Origin of the sequence: Sphingomonas aerophila (genome assembly GCF_014199305.1) — a bacterium.
GTDB classification, from domain to species: domain Bacteria; phylum Pseudomonadota; class Alphaproteobacteria; order Sphingomonadales; family Sphingomonadaceae; genus Sphingomonas; species Sphingomonas aerophila.
The window spans coordinates 284,988-302,283 of sequence record NZ_JACIJK010000001.1 but is presented as its reverse complement, the minus strand read 5'-3'; the positions used below and the strand labels follow the sequence as shown (position 1 = coordinate 302,283).

The 17,296-nt window shown below is 63.3% G+C and carries 22 protein-coding genes; 11 read left to right on the top strand and 11 right to left on the bottom strand.

All coding sequences use genetic code 11. The annotated features are described in order from the left end of the window. Positions 1-5 precede the first annotated feature (5 nt). From FHS94_RS01540 to hemE, 10 genes are all read right to left on the bottom strand, one after another. Positions 6-893: a ParB/RepB/Spo0J family partition protein gene (locus FHS94_RS01540; protein WP_184053842.1), complete on the bottom strand. Its 888-nt coding sequence runs from the start codon at positions 891-893 to the stop codon at positions 6-8. Continuing rightward, entirely contained in the window at positions 890-1,672 is a 783-nt protein-coding gene (locus FHS94_RS01535; protein ID WP_184053839.1) for an AAA family ATPase, read from the bottom strand. Before FHS94_RS01535 ends, FHS94_RS01540 begins: the two co-directional genes overlap by 4 nt. Further along, a complete protein-coding gene (gene rsmG / locus FHS94_RS01530) occupies positions 1,669-2,283 on the bottom strand; it encodes a 16S rRNA (guanine(527)-N(7))-methyltransferase RsmG (RefSeq protein ID WP_184053836.1) in 615 nt (204 codons plus the stop codon). The genes FHS94_RS01535 and rsmG overlap by 4 nt, the downstream gene beginning before the upstream one ends. After that, complete coding sequence (gene mnmG / locus FHS94_RS01525) at positions 2,280-4,115, bottom strand: tRNA uridine-5-carboxymethylaminomethyl(34) synthesis enzyme MnmG (RefSeq protein ID WP_184053833.1); 1,836 nt, start codon at positions 4,113-4,115, stop codon at positions 2,280-2,282. Before mnmG ends, rsmG begins: the two co-directional genes overlap by 4 nt. Before the next feature lie 54 nt (positions 4,116-4,169). After that, the gene (gene mnmE / locus FHS94_RS01520; protein WP_184053830.1) at positions 4,170-5,450 is read right to left on the bottom strand and encodes a tRNA uridine-5-carboxymethylaminomethyl(34) synthesis GTPase MnmE; all 1,281 of its coding nucleotides are present in this window, start codon (positions 5,448-5,450) and stop codon (positions 4,170-4,172) included. Positions 5,451-5,455: 5 nt separating this feature from the next. Continuing rightward, a complete protein-coding gene (locus tag FHS94_RS01515) occupies positions 5,456-5,692 on the bottom strand; it encodes a DUF6489 family protein (RefSeq protein ID WP_184053827.1) in 237 nt (78 codons plus the stop codon). Between the two features lie 14 nt (positions 5,693-5,706). Beyond that, positions 5,707-6,414: a TerC family protein gene (locus tag FHS94_RS01510; protein ID WP_184053824.1), complete on the bottom strand. Its 708-nt coding sequence runs from the start codon at positions 6,412-6,414 to the stop codon at positions 5,707-5,709. 88 nt (positions 6,415-6,502) lie between these two features. Then, a complete protein-coding gene (gene rho, locus FHS94_RS01505) occupies positions 6,503-7,759 on the bottom strand; it encodes a transcription termination factor Rho (RefSeq protein WP_184053821.1) in 1,257 nt (418 codons plus the stop codon). A 150-nt stretch (positions 7,760-7,909) separates the two neighbouring features. Then, positions 7,910-8,356, bottom strand: coding sequence for a CopD family protein (locus FHS94_RS01500; RefSeq protein WP_425506151.1), 447 nt, complete (start codon positions 8,354-8,356; stop codon positions 7,910-7,912). Further along, the gene (gene hemE, locus FHS94_RS01495; RefSeq protein ID WP_184053815.1) at positions 8,356-9,393 is read right to left on the bottom strand and encodes a uroporphyrinogen decarboxylase; all 1,038 of its coding nucleotides are present in this window, start codon (positions 9,391-9,393) and stop codon (positions 8,356-8,358) included. The genes FHS94_RS01500 and hemE overlap by 1 nt, the downstream gene beginning before the upstream one ends. Before the next feature lie 303 nt (positions 9,394-9,696). Between hemE and FHS94_RS01490 the strand changes: the two genes are divergently transcribed. The 11 genes from FHS94_RS01490 (at position 9,697) to FHS94_RS01440 (ending at position 16,667) form a co-directional block, all read left to right on the top strand. After that, positions 9,697-10,533 carry a pyruvate, water dikinase regulatory protein gene (locus tag FHS94_RS01490; RefSeq protein WP_343055112.1) on the top strand — a complete coding sequence of 279 codons (837 nt, stop codon included), beginning with the start codon at positions 9,697-9,699 and terminating at the stop codon, positions 10,531-10,533. After that, positions 10,530-11,120: a Maf family protein gene (locus FHS94_RS01485; protein ID WP_184053809.1), complete on the top strand. Its 591-nt coding sequence runs from the start codon at positions 10,530-10,532 to the stop codon at positions 11,118-11,120. The genes FHS94_RS01490 and FHS94_RS01485 overlap by 4 nt, the downstream gene beginning before the upstream one ends. A gap of 31 nt (positions 11,121-11,151) precedes the next feature. Further along, entirely contained in the window at positions 11,152-11,961 is an 810-nt protein-coding gene (locus FHS94_RS01480; protein WP_184053806.1) for a shikimate dehydrogenase family protein, read from the top strand. Next, entirely contained in the window at positions 11,958-12,566 is a 609-nt protein-coding gene (gene coaE / locus FHS94_RS01475; protein WP_184053803.1) for a dephospho-CoA kinase, read from the top strand. The genes FHS94_RS01480 and coaE overlap by 4 nt, the downstream gene beginning before the upstream one ends. Before the next feature lie 7 nt (positions 12,567-12,573). Beyond that, positions 12,574-13,266, top strand: coding sequence for a DNA polymerase III subunit epsilon (dnaQ, locus tag FHS94_RS01470; protein WP_184053800.1), 693 nt, complete (start codon positions 12,574-12,576; stop codon positions 13,264-13,266). Between the two features lie 38 nt (positions 13,267-13,304). After that, positions 13,305-13,901 carry a ribosome hibernation-promoting factor, HPF/YfiA family gene (hpf, locus tag FHS94_RS01465; protein WP_184053796.1) on the top strand — a complete coding sequence of 199 codons (597 nt, stop codon included), beginning with the start codon at positions 13,305-13,307 and terminating at the stop codon, positions 13,899-13,901. Positions 13,902-13,980: 79 nt separating this feature from the next. Beyond that, complete coding sequence (ptsN, locus tag FHS94_RS01460; RefSeq protein ID WP_184053793.1) at positions 13,981-14,448, top strand: PTS IIA-like nitrogen regulatory protein PtsN; 468 nt, start codon at positions 13,981-13,983, stop codon at positions 14,446-14,448. Beyond that, positions 14,438-14,908: a PaaI family thioesterase gene (locus FHS94_RS01455; RefSeq protein WP_184053790.1), complete on the top strand. Its 471-nt coding sequence runs from the start codon at positions 14,438-14,440 to the stop codon at positions 14,906-14,908. The genes ptsN and FHS94_RS01455 overlap by 11 nt, the downstream gene beginning before the upstream one ends. A 9-nt stretch (positions 14,909-14,917) precedes the next feature. Further along, a complete protein-coding gene (locus tag FHS94_RS01450; RefSeq protein ID WP_184053787.1) occupies positions 14,918-15,244 on the top strand; it encodes a DUF1491 family protein in 327 nt (108 codons plus the stop codon). A 169-nt stretch (positions 15,245-15,413) separates the two neighbouring features. Next, complete coding sequence (locus FHS94_RS01445; RefSeq protein ID WP_184053784.1) at positions 15,414-16,097, top strand: cell wall hydrolase; 684 nt, start codon at positions 15,414-15,416, stop codon at positions 16,095-16,097. 54 nt (positions 16,098-16,151) lie between these two features. Then, positions 16,152-16,667, top strand: a complete 516-nt coding sequence (locus tag FHS94_RS01440) for an MmcB family DNA repair protein (RefSeq protein ID WP_184053781.1) — start codon at positions 16,152-16,154, stop codon at positions 16,665-16,667. Here FHS94_RS01440 and FHS94_RS01435 read toward each other — a convergent pair. Then, entirely contained in the window at positions 16,664-17,257 is a 594-nt protein-coding gene (locus FHS94_RS01435; RefSeq protein ID WP_184053778.1) for an ankyrin repeat domain-containing protein, read from the bottom strand. The genes FHS94_RS01440 and FHS94_RS01435 overlap by 4 nt on opposite strands. Positions 17,258-17,296: the final 39 nt, after the last annotated feature.

Sequence of the window (17,296 nt, the reverse complement as noted above, 5' to 3'; positions counted from 1 at the left end):
GTCGGTCAGATCGCCTCGCCGGTAAGCCGCTGGCACACCATGTCGAGCTGATCCAGCGTTGCGTAGGCAAGAGTCAGGGTCCCGCCAGTATCGCCGTGCTGGATGCGAACAGAGAGCCCAAGCAGGTCGCTAAGCTGCTGTTCCAGGGCAGCCAGATCCGCGTCGGGGACGCGCGGATTATTGTACTGGCGCGACCCGCCGCCCGTTCCTCCCTTGCGCTCACGCGCTAGTTTTTCAGTCTCCCGAACGGACAGGCCGCGCGCGATGACCTGCTCCGCGAGCTGGTCGACATTCGGCGCCCCGATCAGGGCACGAGCATGTCCCATGCTGAGCGCGCCATCGACCACTCGTGCCTGAACTTCGTCGGGCAATTCAAGGAGGCGCAACAGGTTCGCAACATGGCTGCGAGACTTGTGGACGATCTTTGCGAGCACCTCCTGGGTGTGGCCGTAATCGTCGGCCAGCCGCTGGAAAGCCTTTGCCTCTTCGATCGCATTCAGGTCTTGCCGCTGGATGTTCTCGACGAGCGCGATTTCAAGCGTCTCGGCATCATCCAACTGGCGAATGACAACCGGCACTTCGTGCAGCCGCGCGCGCTGCGCTGCCCGCCAGCGGCGCTCACCGGCGACGATCTGATATTCGCGCCCATGAGGACGGACAACGATGGGCTGGATCAAACCACGCGAAGCTATCGACTCAGCGAGTTCGTTGAGCGCCGCCTCATCAAAAGTCCGGCGGGGCTGGCCGGGATGAGGGACGAGAGAACTGGTCGGCAGTGTCTGAAGACCAGGAATGTCGCGCGCGCCAGTGATGGGCGCTTCCTGGGCAATGTCACCCAGCAATGCACTCAGCCCGCGTCCTAGTCCCGATCGTGATTTGCGCGCGTCGCTCATGCTGCCTTGGTCGCTGCGGGTGGTAGTCGCTGAATAAGCTCACGGGCGAGTGCGATATATGCCTCGGATCCCGAGCAGCGGTGATCGTAAATAAGCGCCGGCAAGCCGTGGCTCGGCGCTTCTGACAATCGCACATTCCGAGGTACGACGGTGTCGAACACCACGCGCCCTAACACGGCACGGACGTCGGCCGCGACCTGCTCGGTCAGGCGGTTGCGGCGGTCGTACATCGTCAGGGCAACACCGACGATCGACAGACTAGGATTGAACCGCCCCCGGATGCGCTCAACTGTGTTGAGTAGCTGGGAGAGACCTTCAAGCGCGAAGAACTCGCACTGCAACGGAACCAGCAAGGAGTCGGACGCCACCATCGCGTTGATCGTCAACAGGCCAAGCGACGGGGGGCAGTCGATCAGGATTACGTCCCACGTTCGCCGCGACGCCTGAAGCGCATGAGCGAGCCGGTGGGTGCGATGATCAAACTCGACGAGCTCTATTTCAGCACCGGACAGATCGACGGTAGCGGGGGCGAGCTCCAGGTGAGGAACCCGCGTCTTCATCGCAACCTGATCCACCGTCGCGTTGCCCATCAGCAGGTCATAGCTGGACCGCTCTCGTGCAGCGGGAGCAACACCGAGTCCTGTTGATGCATTCCCCTGAGGATCGAGATCGATCAAAAGAACGCGCAACCCCGTTGCCGCCAGAGCGGTGGAGACGTTGATGGCCGAGGTGGTCTTGCCTACCCCGCCCTTCTGGTTCGCGACGGCGATGATCGTCACAGTCGCTTCACCCCATCGAAAATGGCTATTTGTGAGTCCGGGCTCACGTCGCTCTGTTCCACGTGGAACAGAAATTTCCACCGCTGTCGCAAGTCGTCGATCTCCTCGGACGCGATCCGCCCACGCGGAAGCAGCCACCTTGTTGCTGCCGATGCACACTGATGCGCCATCTCGAACAATGGCTCAATCCCGCTGACCGCACGAGCAGACAGAATTGTCCCGCTTTCGACGACTTTCTCCATCTTAGCCTGTTTGACACGCACGCGCTGTGACAATCCGAGAGTCTCAGCCGCGTGGCTCAGGAAGTCGGCTCGTTTTCGCCTCGGTTCGACAAGAAGCATCGCGTCTTCACGAGCTATCGCGACAGGGATGCCTGGAAAGCCACCACCTGACCCTATGTCGATCCAAAGACCGGGTCGGCCTTCCGCTCGCCTGACAAGCTGCACAGAGTCGAGCGCGTGGCGCGTCCACAGCTGGGGTAGCGTCGATGCCGAAACTAAGTTCTGACGTTCGTTCTCATCGGCCACCAATTTGAGAAAGTGACCGATCTTGTCCCGCACCGTTGACCCGAACTGATCCTCGATAAGGGCGACCGCCTCCTCTTCAGTCATGCCGCTCGTCGCCGGACATGCAGAAGAATGGCGGAAAGGGCGGCGGGCGTTATACCTTGCACTCGAGCGGCAGCTCCAAGCGAAGGCGGCGCAGCGCGACACAAACGTTCGATCATCTCGGCCGACAAACCAGGGATATTCGCGTAATCGAGATGCTCGGAGAGGCTTATAGCCTCGTCCACACGCATTCTGGCAACTTCCTCCGCTTGCCGCGTCAGGTACGGCGCGTAGCGCGCATCCTGGATAACAGTGTCGACGACTGCAGCAGGGTAGCTCCGAGCGAGTTCGGGCGCGACGGTCGCAAGGTCCACCCCGTCCCGCGCAAGCCATTCAGCCAAGGTGCGACGGCTGCCGTCGGCACTGGCGGCGACGCCCAGCCCACTCATTTCATGAGCCGTTCGCGTTTCGGAAAGAGCCTCGTTCAACCGGGCGATGGTATGACGACGTTCTGCCTGATGGACTGCCCGCTCCTCAGTCAGGCAGTTCGCGGCGTCTGCGAGGCCGCCGAGGCGCTCCTCCGCATTGTCTGCGCGCAGGGCGAGACGGTACTCGGCGCGGGCCGTCAGCATCCGATAAGGTTCACTGACACCCTGCAATGTCAGGTCGTCGATCATGACGCCAATGTAGCTGGTCGCACGGTCCAGCAGCACTGGAGCGCGACCCAAAGCCCCGGCAGCCGCATTAAGGCCGGCAACCAACCCCTGACCGCCCGCTTCCTCGTAACCGGTGGTGCCATTGATCTGCCCTGCCAAGTATAGGCCAGGAAAGTGAGCCATCTCCAGCGTAGGTTTGAGAGCGCGCGGGTCAACGTGGTCGTACTCAACAGCATAACCGGGCACGACGATCTCAGCGCGTTCGAGACCATCGATAGAGCGCACAATTTGCTCCTGCACGACGGTCGGCAGTGAGGTGGACAGGCCATTCGGGTAGACGAGATGATTGTCCAACCCTTCGGGTTCAAGGAATAGCTGATGGCCGTCCCGGTCGCCAAAGCGGATGACCTTGTCCTCGAATGATGGACAGTAGCGCGGACCGCGAGCCTCAATCGCACCGGTGAACATCGGCGACTGACCAAGGTTGTCGCGCACAATCCTATGGGTGCCCTCGTTGGTGCGTGTGACCGCACAGGCGACCTGGGGCAGCACTCGCTGACGAGTCATGGGCGACATTGTCCACGGCTCAGCATCGCTCGGCTGCCGCTCCAGGCGCGCCCAGTCGACTGTCCGTCCGTCTAGGCGCGGCGGAGTGCCCGTCTTAAGTCGAGCCATCGGCAAGTCGAGCGCACGTAGCTGGTCGGCAAGTCTGGTCGCGGCAAGTTCCCCGATCCGCCCACCAGCCTCGCTTGAGGCGCCCCGGTACAGTTTGGCGCCGAGGAAGGTACCACTGGCCAGCACAACAGTGAGTGCCGGGATGTATGAACCGTCGTTCAATGCCACACCTGTAACCCGACCGTTCGCGATCGAAAGCTGATCGACCTCTCCCTCGATCACGGTAAGGGTTGGCAGAAGCGTCAGCATCTCCTGAATTGCGGTTGCGTAACGCCGGCGATCTGCCTGGACCCGCGGCCCCCGAACGGCAGCACCCTTGCTACGATTTAGCATGCGGTAGTGGATGGCCGCCACATCGGCGGCGCGAGCCATCAGGCCATCGAACGCGTCTATTTCCCGTACAATGTGGCCCTTCCCCAGACCACCGATGGCCGGGTTGCACGACATGGCCCCAATCTGGCGCTTGTCGAAGGTGATGAGCGCAACCGAGGCGCCACAGCGAGCGGCAGCAGCAGCGGCCTCTGTTCCCGCGTGCCCTGCCCCGATTACAATCACGTCGAACATGAGCACCCGCTAGGTCAGCCCGTGCCGCCCGTCAAAGCTGTTCCACGTGGAACACTACTTCCCGATGCAAAAACGCCCAAACAGAGTGTCCAGCATGTGCTCGGTTGAATTTAGACCCAGGATCGCGGCGAGAGCGCTATGCGCCACGCGTAGGTGCTCGGCGCCTATCAGCAGGTCTGCCCAAGGTTCTGCAAGGGCGAGAGCAGCGGTATGACACTGCCTACGCTGCGTGGTCCCTAGCGCGAGGTGATCGACCCTTGGTACAAGATCCTGCGCCCTCGATGTGAGAAGCTTCCACAGGGCTGCGATGGTCGTGGGATGATCAGCAGCAACGGCCAGCATGGGACCGGCTGGCACGTGGTCCCGACCGACGGCATCGGACCGCGCGTGGAGCCAGATCGCATCGCGCCGGGGAGGCGTTTCGTCCCCCAACCACAGAAGCAGGTCAGCTTCTTCTATCGCTCGGTGCGCGCGAGCGATGCCAATCCGTTCGATCGGGTCGGCGGTTGCACCCGCCAACCCGGCGGTATCGGTGAGAAGGAATGGTAGTCCAGCATGTGCCACCGCGACCTCGATACGGTCCCGAGTGGTCCCGGAGATCGGTGAGACAATCGCCGCTTCTCGTTCCACCAGGCGGTTCAACAGCGTCGACTTACCACTGTTCGGCGGCCCAGCCAGCACGACCCGGATGCCGTCGCGAAGCCGGTCCACGGGCGGCTGGGCGAGTACGGCTTCGATATCGTCGGAAAGTAGTTGCATGCCCGAGCGGACCTGACCCATCGCAGCAGGGTCATCCTCGACATCGTCCTCATCTGCAAAGTCGAGCGCCGCTTCCACCTGCGCGGCGAGCATCGCAACCCGATCGATCCAGCCTTGAATCGCGCGGCTCACGCGTCCCTCGGCGGCGCTCATGGCGGCGACCCGCTGTGCCTCTGTTTCCGCCGCGAGCAGGTCGGCCAAGCCCTCGGCCTCCGCCAAATCGATGCGGCCATTGATCAGCGCCCGACGGGTGAACTCGCCTGCGTTGGCTAGTCTGAGCCCCGATTGGGCGGAGAGGCTTCGTTCCACTGCCGCGACAACGGCCCGGCCGCCATGACAATGAAGCTCCACCAAATCTTCGCCCGTAGCGCTCGCCGGTCCGGGAAACGCCAGCACCAGCGCTTCATCGAGCAACACCCCATCATGGCGCAACTGGCGCAGGCCAGCGCGGCGGGGTGGGGGCAACTTGCCTGCCATTCGCGATGCTGCGTCAAAGGCGCCAGCACCGCTTATCCTGATGATCGCGATCGCCGCCGGGGGGCGTCCGCTAGAAGTCGCGAAGATCGTGTCGGCCACGCGTGTCAGCTGCCCGGCTTGCCTAGTCCCGTTTCGACCAGTCGCCGCCAGATGGCCAGACCAGCTTCATTCATGGGTCCCCAGCCCTTTGTCATCTGCTCGATCGTCTCGGGCTTCAAACCTCCTGACATCGCCTCCAGAAGCATGGAAATATAGCGGTCATGGATCGGCGTCAGGTCGGGAAGTCCGACCGCTCGCCGGGCCTCCTCCGGAGTGCACTCGATCTCAACATTGACCTTCATGGCGACTCCTTCCTTCAGGCGAACAGGCTGATCAGGCCGGCAGTGTCGTCGGTTCCCGCCCAGCCCTCATGGATCATGCGGAATGCGACAAAGATGATGACCGCAAGACCGATATACGCGATCCAGCGGTACCGATCGATGATGTTGGCAATCAGATTGGCAGCAAGGCCCATCAACGCGACTGACAACAACAAACCAACCACCAGGATACCGGGATGTTCGCGCGCGGCCCCGGCGACGGCCAGCACGTTATCGAGGCTCATGGATACGTCAGCGACCGCTACCGCCCAGGCGGCGGCTGCAAAGCTCCGCACAGCTGTCACGCCCGACTGCACGTTCTCCGCATGATGACCGGAGCTCCGGATCTCACGCCAGAACTTCCAGCTTACCCACAACAGGAGCAGCCCGCCCGCGAAGATCAGCCCGACGATGCCCATCAACCAGGTTGCGATGAGCGCGAACAGGATGCGGAGCACCAGCGCGGCTCCGATACCGATCAGGATAACCTTGCGGCGCTGTTCTGACGGCAGGCCCGCGGCAAGTGCACCGACAACGATCGCGTTATCCCCCGCAAGCACCAGGTCGATGACCAGCACCGACCCAAAGGCGGCCAGCGCAGCCGGTTCGGTCAGGTTGGAAAAGTCGGTGACGATGTTGTGCCAGATATCAGCGGGCGTACCCGGACCGTGAGCGGCAGCGGCGGAAAGAAAGGGCAGAAGCATATGACCGCCCTACTACAAAAAAGGCGCGGGCAAAGCCCGCGCCCGTCATTCGGGTCCGACACGGCGGAGACCGCGGTGCGCCCACAGCCTACTGGTTCATAGAGTCGAAGAACTGCTCGTTGGTCTTGGAGTCCTTCATCTTGTCGAGGAGGAACTCGACAGCGTCGGTCGTCCCCATCTGCATCAGGATCCGGCGCAGGACCCACATCTTGGAAAGCTTGGCCTTCTCGACCAACAGCTCTTCCTTGCGGGTGCCCGACTTGCCCACATCGATCGCCGGGAAGATGCGCTTGTCGGCGACCTTGCGGTCGAGCACGATTTCCGCGTTGCCGGTGCCCTTGAACTCCTCAAAGATCACCTCGTCCATGCGACTGCCGGTATCGATCAGCGAGGTGGAGATGATGGTCAGCGAACCACCCTCCTCGATGTTACGCGCGGCACCGAAGAAGCGCTTGGGACGCTGAAGCGCGTTGGCATCCACACCGCCCGTCAGCACCTTGCCTGACGATGGAACTACCGTGTTGTAGGCCCGGCCCAGGCGGGTGATGTTGTCGAGCAGGATTACGACGTCCTTTTTGTGCTCAACCAGCCGCTTGGCCTTTTCGATCACCATCTCGGCCACCTGGACATGGCGTGTCGCCGGTTCGTCGAACGTGGAGGACACCACTTCGCCGTTCACCGTGCGCTGCATGTCGGTGACTTCCTCGGGACGCTCATCGATCAGCAGTACGATCAGATAAACCTCAGGATGATTGAGGCTGATCGCACGGGCGATGTTCTGCATCATGATCGTCTTGCCGACCCGCGGGGGCGCCACGATCAGGCAACGCTGGCCCTTGCCAAGCGGGGCAACCACGTCGAGGACGCGACCCGTCTTGTCCTTGATCGTCGGATCTTCGATCTCGAGCTTGAGCCGCTCCTCGGGGTAAAGCGGGGTAAGGTTGTCGAAGTTGACGCGGTGACGCACCGCATCAGGGTCGTCGAAATTGACAGTAGTGAGCTTCGTCAGCGCGAAATAGCGCTCACCATCCTTGGGTCCGCGAATCTCGCCCTCAACCGTGTCGCCGGTTCGCAGCCCGTGCTTGCGCACCTGATTGGGCGACACATAGATGTCGTCCGGGCCGGCCAGATAGTTGGCCTGGGGGCTGCGGAGGAAGCCAAAGCCGTCGGGCAACACCTCAATGGTGCCCTCCCCCATGATCTGGTCACCCTGTTCGGCCTGCATCTTCAGAATGCCGAACAACAGGTCCTGCTTCCGCAGCGTCGACGCGCCTTCCACACCGGTTTCCTCGGCGAGCTGAACCAACTCGGCGGGCGTCTTCTTCTTTAAATCTTTGAGATGCATGGAGAGTATCCGGATGCGGGAATATCGGAAGCGTCGGGCAGCGCCAGAGCGGCATGCGTAATCGATGCTGGAGTGGAGGCAGGCAAGGCCGGACGGCCTTCTGCTCGGCATCCGACGTAAGGGACGCTGCCTCCTTAGTCAAGCAGAGCGTCAGAAGGGCTTGACGACCACCAGGATCACGATTGCGACCGCGGCAAGCGCTGGAACCTCGTTGATCATGCGCAGCGTCCGCCCGGACAGGCGCGCCTCCCCACGGGCGAGCTTCTTGGCATAACTCACTGCCCAGCCGTGATAGCCCGACAGCGCCAGAACGAAGGCGAGCTTGGCATGGAGCCAACCCTCGCCCCAATGCTGCCCTACCGTCGCTAAAGTCAGTCCCAGCAGCCACACCATCGTCATGGCGGGCGTGAGGATGATATGACGAAGCTTGGTCTCACGCTCCACCCACGTCGCGGCCTCGTCGGTGCGCCCGGCGGCCAGCGCCTCCTGGTGGTAAACCAGGTAGCGCGGCAGCATGAACATGCCGGCGATCCAGAATATCACGAACAGGATATGGGCCGCGAGCAGCCAAAGGTATGCGTTGCCGAGCACCGCCATCATCGCCCTCCGCGAACCCGAGCCAACAATTGTTCGACGTGCGCGATCGGCGTGTGCTGACCGATGCCATGTCCCAAGTTGAAGATGTGCGGGCGTTCCTGGAATGCCGCCAGCACGCGGTCAATTCCGCGATCTAGCGCCTCGCCGCCCACCAGCAATGCGAGCGGGTCGAGGTTGCCTTGCACAGGAAGCCCGGACGGTAGCTGGGCATCGGCAACGCGTGGGTCCACCGTCTCGTCCAGTCCCACCGCATCGACTTTCGTCAGCTGGGCATAAGCCGGCAGCTTGGCCCCTGCCCCCTTTGGGAAGCCGATAATCGGCACGCCCGGCGCGCGGGCCCGCAGCTCGCGAACAATTAAGGCGTTGGGTTCGATGACCCAGCGCTCGAACTGTTCGGGAGACAGGCTGCCCGCCCAGCTATCGAACAGTTGCACTGCCTCCACCCCTGCCTCGATCTGCGCGGCCAGATAGTCCACCGTCAGCGTCGCGATGGCGTGGATGATCTCACCGAATGCGCCTGGGTCGCGATAGGCGAGCGTGCGGGTCGCTTCCTGATCCTTGGACCCCTGCCCCACGACCATATAGGTCGCCACGGTCCAGGGAGATCCGGCAAAGCCCAGGAAGCTGGTCTGAGAAGGCAGAGCGGCTGCCACCCGGCTCACCGTCCCATAAACCGGCTGGAGGCGCTCAGGCACGGCTTCCAGGGCTCCCAGCACGGTATCGATCAGTGCCGGCGCAAGTCGCGGTCCTTCGCCCGGGCCAAAGGTCAGGTCCTGCCCCATCGCCCAGGGCACCATGAGAATGTCGGAAAAGAGAATAGCACCGTCGAAGCCGAACCGACGGATCGGCTGCAAGGTGACCTCCGCCGCTGCCTCCGGGTCGGTCGCGAGCGCAAGGAAACCACCCTTCTCCGCCCGTAGCGCTCGATATTCCGGCAAATACCGTCCCGCCTGACGCATCAGCCAGATTGGGGGCACATCCTGCCGCTTGCCCCGCAGCGTGCTTAGCAAGGGCTTGGCCGTGTCGCGTTCGATCATCCTTCTACCTTTAAGAAGAATCTGAAGAGGATGTTGTTGTGATTGGCACAGCGGTTTGCGGGAATTGCCGAGCCATCCCGATTCAGCCAACAGCTTGACCGGAGCGGGCATGCGGTAGCGCCGCGATTCAGTGCTGGCCATCCCCGTTTTCCACAGCCTGTGGATCGAACCATGCCCTGTGAATGGCGCTGTGGATGGAACGGCTCTTGTCCACCGCTTGGCGAGTGCGGCAGGTTACGCTACCGATTGCCCGCATGTTATCCACAGGCCGGCCCACAATCCGTCATCTTGGGGCGAGTGATCGTGGTTGAAGCTCGGCTCCATCTGCACCTGCTGTCGGACTCGACGGGCGAGACGCTGGAAAACATTGCCAAGGCCGCGCTCGCGCAGTTCGATGACGTCGATACGGTACGGCATTTCTGGCCGATGGTGCGGACGGAGGCGCATCTCGAACGCATCCTTCAGGAGATCGCCCAAAACCCGGGTCTGGTCGTGTTCACCTTGGTGAACGCGGCAACACGACGCATTCTGGAAAGCCGTTGCCGAACGCTGGGGCTGCCCGCGGTGGCGCCGCTCGATCCGGTGAACGACGCGCTGACGAGCTTGCTTGGCAAGCAGGCCAAGGCACGGCCGGGGCGCCAGCACGTGCTGGACGCTGCCTATTTCGCGCGGGTTGACGCAATTCAATTCACGATCGCCCACGACGACGGGATCGCCGCGGAAGATTGGGAGGAATCCGACATTGTTCTGGCGGGCGTATCGCGCTCGTCGAAAACGCCGACCTCGATCTACCTTGCCAATCGCGGCTTCAAGGTCGCGAACATTCCGATCGTCGTGGAGAGCCCCCCGCCCCCGTCGCTGTTCCGGCTAAAGAACCCTCTGGTGGTCGGGCTGACGACCAGTGCCGACCGCCTGATCCAGATCCGGCGCAACCGCCTGCTGTCCCTGAACCAAGGCACTGATACGACGTACGTGCAGGAGGAGGCAGTGACGCGAGAGATCGCCTATGCACGGCGTATGTTCGCGGATCAGGGATGGCCCGTGATCGACGTCACCCGCCGTTCGATCGAGGAAACCGCGGCGGCGATCATTGCCCTGGTCAACGCCCGGCGTGGTGGCGCTGCGGAACCGTTTGAATGACGCTGGTCCTCGCCTCTGGCAGCGCCACGCGCCGCGCCATGTTGACCGATGCCGGAGTACCGTTCACCGCCCAATCGCCTGGAGTCGATGAGGACGCGGCTAAAGCGGGACTGGCTGGCGCGACCCCCCGCGACCTGTCCGACGCGCTGGCCGAGCTGAAGGCGCTGAAGGTGTCGGCGCGATCGCCGGGTGCGTTGGTGCTTGGCAGCGACAGCGTCGTCGCCCTTTCCGATGGAAGCTTGCTGAACCAGCCAGCTTCACGCGAAGAGGCGGCAGATCATTTGCGCCGCATGAGCGGCACGCGTCACGAATTGTGGAGCGCGGCAGTGATCGCGGAGGATGGCCGTCCTGTCTGGCGCCATGTCGAGGCCGCGCGGATGTTCGTGCGTTCGCTGTCCGATGGCTTTATCAGCCGATATCTGGATGCCGAATGGCCGGCGATCTCGGGATGTGTGGGATGCTACCGGATCGAGGGTCCTGGCGTACAGCTATTCTCCAAGGTCGAGGGCAGCCAGTTCACGATCCAGGGCCTGCCGCTGCTGCCGTTGCTCGGCTATCTGCGCGAGCGAGGGGTGTTGCCCGCGTGACATGCGCCACGATCATGTGGGACATCGGCCTATGACCCGCCCTTATGCCGAAGTGATCGGCGATCCGATCGATCATGCCAAATCGCCGTTGATCCACCAGTTCTGGTTGGACGCGCTCGGCATCGACGCTGATTATCGCCGCACCCGTGTTGCCGCGGAAGAGCTTGCCAATTATTTCGAAGAGCGCCGGTCCGACCCTAGCTGGCGGGGCTGCAACATCACGGTGCCCCACAAGATCATGGCACTGGATCATGTCGCCGATCCGGGTGGTGTTCGTGACACGATAGGCGCCATCAACACGGCCTTTCGCACCGACACCGGCGATGTGGCGGGGACCAACACCGATGCTGCCGGCTTCTACGCGCCGATCGCGAGCCTGGATCTGGAAGGTAAGCCCGTCGCGGTGATCGGAACCGGCGGCGCGGCGAGGGCAATCCTGTTCGCGCTTTCACGCATGAACACAGGGCCAGTCACCGTGCTTGGTCGCAATCCGCTTAAAGCTGCAGGTCTGCTGGCCTCCTTTGGATTGAAGGGTGACGCGCAACCGATCGAGCGGCTTCCCGCGGCAGCCTTGCTGGTCAATGCCACCACCCTGGGCATGCAGAACCAGCCGCCGCTGGACATCGATCTGTCACCGCTGCCGAATGATGCGACCGTGTACGACATCGTCTACGCCCCGCTAGAAACACCCTTGCTGGCGGCTGCGCGCGCTCGTGACCTCGATACGGTGGACGGACTGGAAATGTTGGTGGCGCAGGCCGCGGTCGCGTTCGAGATCCTGTTCGGAAAAAAGCCGCCGCGCGACCGAGATGACGAGTTGCGCGACCTGCTGGTTGCATGACGTCAGGCACGTCTGTCCGGCTTGGGCTCACCGGCTCGATCGGGATGGGCAAGTCAACAGTGGCGGCGATGTTTGCGGAGGCGGGCGTGCCCGTCTTCGACGCCGACGCTGCCGTGCACCGGTTGCAAGGACCCGGTGGCCGTGTCGTGGCGGCTATCGAAGCTGCCTTCCCGGGAACGTCGGGGCAGGGTGGAGTGAACCGTACGGCGCTTTCGGAGGCGGTGCTGGGTAGCGAGACAGCGATGCGCCTGCTCGAGTCCATCGTTCATCCGGCCGTCAGGGAGGAGAGAGCCCGTTTCGTTGCGGATCATGCGGACGCGCCGCTGATCGTGTTCGACGTGCCGCTGTTGTTCGAAACTGGCGGCGAGCAAGCGGTGGACAAGGTCGCGGTGGTATCCGCGGCGGAGCCTGTTCAGCGAGCTCGCGTCCTCGCGCGTGCGGGCATGTCCGAAGCCAAGCTGGACGCGATCCTGGCTCGCCAGGTTCCCGACGCCGAGAAGCGCGCACGAGCCGACTTCGTGATCCCAACCGATGTACCGCTGGAGCAGACCCGCGCTGCCGTCGCTGCGGTCATCGCTTGCCTCCAGCCCCCGGGAGGAGGATAGCAGATCCATGCGCGAGATCGTGTTCGATACCGAAACCACCGGCCTGAGTTTCCCCGGCGGGGACCGTCTGGTGGAGATCGGATGCGTCGAGTTGGTCAACCGGATCGAAACCGGGCGCACCTTCCACGCGTACTACCACCCTGAGCGCGACATGCCCGAAGAGGCGGCGCGGGTGCACGGATTACGCATCGAATTCCTGTCCAAGCACCCGGTATTCGCCAATGCGGTGCACGATCTGGTGGAGTTCATCGGCGACGCTCCGCTGATCGCGCACAACGCCACCTTCGACTTCAGCTTCCTCAACGGCGAGTTGACGCGTTGCGGCCGTGATCCTGTGTGCTTGTCGCGCATGGTGGACACGTTGCAAATCGCCCGCAGCCGCCATCCCGGCGCCAAGCACAGCCTGGACGCGCTTTGCTCTCGCTTCGGCGTTGATCGCTCGCACCGCGTGCTTCACGGGGCGTTGCTGGACGCGCAGTTGCTGGCGCAGGTTTATGTCGAGCTGATGGGCGGCCGTCAGATCGGGCTTGGCCTTGCCGATGCTCCAATCGTCACAACGGTTGCTCCAATCGTCGCAGTTGCACCCCGCCCACGTCGGGAACCGCGCGTTTTCGTACCCTCGGCGGGAGAAATCGCCGCCCACGCCGCGTTCCTGTCCAAGCTCACCGATCCGATCTGGGGAGCTGAACAACCCGGGTGAGGTCAACGGACCCGCCCGCAAAAGCATAGGAGCGAAGAATGGATATCCGGATTTCTGGTCACCAGGTCGAAACGGGCGACGCGCTCAGGACCCATGTCAGCGACCGGCTCCAGGGTATCGCAGATAAATATTTCAGCAGAGCCGTGTCTGCCGACGTGACGTTCGGCAAGGGGCCGCACGACGCGGGCTTTACCTGCGACATCGTTGTTCACGTCATGCGCGGGCTGGTTCTGAAGGGCCGGCACGACGCGCAGGAAGCGCATCCGGCATTCGACGGCGCTGCCGGAAAGATCGACAAGCAGCTGCGCCGCTACATGCGCAGGCTCAAGGACCGCAACGCTGGCGAGGCCATCGAAATTGCGGAGGCCGGCGCGTACGATGCGACTGCAAACTACACCTTGTTCGCGGAATCAATTGATGAGGAAGAGGCGCATGACGCGCCCCTGATCGTCGCCGAAACGCGGGTCGACGTGCCAGATGCAAGCGTTTCGGACGCGGTAATGATGCTGGATCTGCGCAACACGGCCGCCTTGCTGTTCCGAAACTCGGGCACGGGTGCCTACAACATGGTCTATCGCCGCGGCGACGGCACCATCGGTTGGGTGGAGCCGCAGCAGCCCGTCCAGGCCGGCTGACTTCCCCCGCGACGCGGTCGGCGCTATGGCGCCGGCCGCGCCCGCTGCCGGACGCGCGGGAACCAGTTCAACCACGCCAATGCACGATCTCAGCGACCTGTTGCGCCCGGAGGCGGTCCTGTTCGGGCTGGCCGCGGGCAACAAGAAACTCCTGCTCCAGCAGCTCGGTGCTGCCGTTGCGCGCCTGGCGAACGCGGATCCGCGGGAGATTGTTGACCGGCTGGCCGCGCGTGAGAAGCTGGGCTCCACGGGGTTTGGTGCGGGCGTGGCAATTCCGCACGCCAAGCTGCCCGGCCTTTCTTCGGTTACAGGAGCATTCGCTCGACTGGCGCAACCGATTGATTTTGCTGCGGTAGACGATTTGCCGGTCGACCTGGTTTTTGTGCTTCTTTCACCGGCTGAGGCTGGTGCGGACCATCTGAAAGCGCTGGCTCGCGTTTCGCGCAGGCTGCGTGACCGTGACCTGTTGGCCAAATTGCGTGGGGCGGGCTCAACCGACGCGTTGTACGCGCTGCTCGGGGCAGGCGACTTGCGCGATGGCGGCTGAACCCGTGCCCGACGTATCGGGGGCCGACGCGCATGCTCGCGCCCTGGAGGCGCTTTACGCCGAGGCACCGATCAACCGTCTGTTCGACTCTCGGTTGGAGATCGTAAGCCCTGGCGTGTCCCGTATATCGTTCACGCTCGGGCCAGAGCATTTCCACGCCGCTGGTGCCGTGCACGGCACCAGTTACTTCAAGATGCTCGATGATGCCGCGTTCTACGCCGCGAACAGCCTGGTCACTGATCGTTTCCTCCTCACCACCGCCTTCAACCTGTTCTTCACCCGGCCTTTGCCCGCCGGACCAGTGATTGCTGAAGGGCGATGGATCAGCGGGCGTCGCCGCGTATTCGTCGCAGAGGCGCGGTTGATCGATGCTGAAGGAGAGGAAGCCGCCCGTGGAACCGGTACGTTCATGCGCTCGCAGATCCCTCTTGCTGGCCTGCCGGGCTATGCACGCGGGTAGGGGCAGGGGATGAGCGCTCGCCTGCCGTCAGACTTGCTGGTCGGGGCCATGATGCGCCGGGTGCAACAAGCCGGGGGTTACGCGACCGTGCTGGCCAAGGGCGATGCACAAGCCGGGTCAGTTCTCGTCATTGGGGTCGAGCGCGGGGCTGACCCCCATATATGGGAGCGTGGCTTTGGCCCCGATGGACGGACCGTCCTGATCGACTCGACTCCGGCCGGCGATCCGGACGAATATTGGCGGCGGCGACGGGCGCGCGACCCGGATCTGTGGGTGATCGAACTGGACATCCCGGACTCTGAACGGTTCGCCGCTGAAACGATGCTCGACGATTGACGGCAACGCGGGCCGCAGCAACAGATGCTCGCAGTTCTGATGAGCGTTGTGCTGGGCGGGTGCGATCCGTGGCGGTGACGCAGTCGAGGGGGCGCCCGGGCGATCTCGCCGGCCTACGTGGCTGGTTTTGGATCGGGTCCGTGGCCTTCTTGCACATGTATGTGATTAAATGTCGCTGTTTTCGCGTGCTGCCGCTTTCGCGGCGGGTGCCCTTGTGCTGCTCGGTCTTGCCCAGAGTGCGCCCGGCTTAGCTGCCGAGTTCAATCGGGCCGGCCTCTCGGCCGACACCATCTCCCCGGCGCTTCCCGCGCCGAGCACCGATCCGGTCCTGGTGACATCACCGACCACTTTGACGCCAGACACCGACGTTGCGAATACCGCGCCGGCCCGGTCGTTCGATCCCGCCGCTGCCACCACGGTCGATGCGGCAACTCCCGACAAGTTTCGTAGTCTCGCCGATGCCGTTGCCGCACAGGATGTCGCGGCCGCTGACGAGAGCTTGCGTTGCCTTGCCAGCGCCATCTACTTTGAAAGCAAGGGTGAACCCGTTGCTGGTCAGCTCGCGGTGGCAGAGGTGATCATCAACCGTGCCCATTCGGGTCGCTTCGCGTCCGACGTGTGCGGCGTTGTTAAGCAGCGCGGCCAGTTTTCCTTTGTCCGCGGCGGCGCGATCCCCAGCGTCGACACCGCCCGCCCAAGCTATCGTACCGCTTTGGCCGTGGCCAAGGTCGCCATGAGCGAAGCATGGGAAAGCGATGCAGAGGGCGCCTTGTTCTTCCATGCGCGCCGTGTCGCGCCGTCGGGCCGCTTCATCCGTGTTGCGTCGATCGGCAATCATATCTTCTATCGCTGACAGGTTCACCGGACGGGCTTGCCTCGTTCGGGAAATGTTCTAATTGCTGGCGGCATGCTCGACGCGGCGCAATCTCCCGAATTCGACTCCAATCCGTGCCGCGACCAGCCGGGTTCCCCGGCCTGTGCTGCCGATGTGGCGAGGGGAGTAACGCGGCTGCTGTTGCGACATGATCTCGTTACGATGGCGGAAGTCCCCTTGGAGGGAGGACGTCGTGCCGACCTGATGGCGATTGATGCACGGGGCCAGCTTGTGATCGTGGAGATCAAGGTCTCACGAGCCGACCTGCTCGGCGACGGCAAATGGCCCGATTACCTCGACCACTGCGATCGCTTTTTCTGGGCTGTGCCGGCGGGATTCGACCTGTCGCCTCTGTCGACGCCGGCGTTCCTTCCTGAGCGGACCGGTGTGATGATCGCGGACCGCTATGACTCGGAAATCGTGCGTGAGGCCAAGACGCACCCGTTGTCGGCGCATGTGCGCAAGCGCTGCACCCTGGCATTTGCCCGCCGCGCTGCCCGCCGGCTGGTCGCGGCTACGGACCCTGATGCAGACGGGCTCGCCTTCTAGAGCTTGGGGCCGGCGACCGCCTTTTTCACGGCCTTGGGCGCATCGTTGAGCATCTGGGTGATGAGCGGGTTGCGTAGGTCGCGTGCGGCATAATCGCGTGCAGAACGTCCTGCCAGGATGTCGCGCTGGTCCGGGTCGGCGCCTGCTGCCAGCAAAACGCGGACCATGACCGGATCGCGCCGTTGAACCGCCCGGATCAGCGGCGTCTCACCCGCCGAGTTCGCCAGGTTGGGGTTCGCTCGCGCGTCCTTCAGGACGGAGATCAGGTCCGCCTGACCGGTGTCGACCGCCAGCAACATCGGGGTAGAACCGCTATTGTCGCGCAGGTTCGGATCAGCGCCCTTGGCCAGCAAAAAGCGAAGATATGTCGCGTCGTGGCGTTTGATGACGATGTGCAGCGCACCCTCACCCGTGGTGACGTCTCGCGTGTTGATGATCGTGCTGCCGGGCCGGTTGAGCGCGGTCGTGACCTCGTCACCCTTCGCATCCCGTACTGCCTGAAGGAACTTGTAGCTTTCCGACTGTATCTGCGCGGAGGCCGGAACGGCCGCACCGGCAATTAGCAGGGCAAGAAGGAAGCGGGAGGGCATGGAAGGTCCTGTGCGTCTGTTGGCTTGCACGAGCGCGCC